Origin of the sequence: Pseudomonas sp. PS02288, assembly GCF_029959715.1 — a bacterium.
In the GTDB taxonomy this organism is placed as follows: domain Bacteria; phylum Pseudomonadota; class Gammaproteobacteria; order Pseudomonadales; family Pseudomonadaceae; genus Pseudomonas_O; species Pseudomonas_O kuykendallii.
Genome location: NZ_JASCPA010000140.1, coordinates 1 through 278, shown reverse-complemented (window position 1 = coordinate 278; position 278 = coordinate 1). Strand labels below are relative to the sequence as shown.

At 71.9% G+C, this 278-nt stretch carries 1 protein-coding gene; it reads right to left on the bottom strand.

The features are described 5' to 3' along the window. Positions 1-278, bottom strand: a 278-nt coding sequence (locus tag QMX85_RS23405; RefSeq protein WP_282344952.1) for an aldehyde dehydrogenase family protein, incomplete at both ends; no start/stop codon positions are given.

Sequence of the window (278 nt, the reverse complement as noted above, 5' to 3'; positions counted from 1 at the left end):
GCACGACCGCCGCGCAGCGAGCCGGTGAAGCCGACCGCCTGGATCGCCGGGTGCTTGACCAGCGCTTCGCCCACGCCGCCGCCGTAGATCATGTTGAACACGCCCTTGGGCATGCCGGTCTTCTCGGCGGCGCGCACGATGGCGTCGGCGACGAACTCGGCCGTCGCCATGTGCCCGCTGTGGGCCTTGAACACCACCGGGCAACCGGCGGCCAGCGCGGCGGCGGTGTCGCCACCGGCGGTGGAAAACGCCAGCGGGAAGTTCGAGGCGCCGAACAC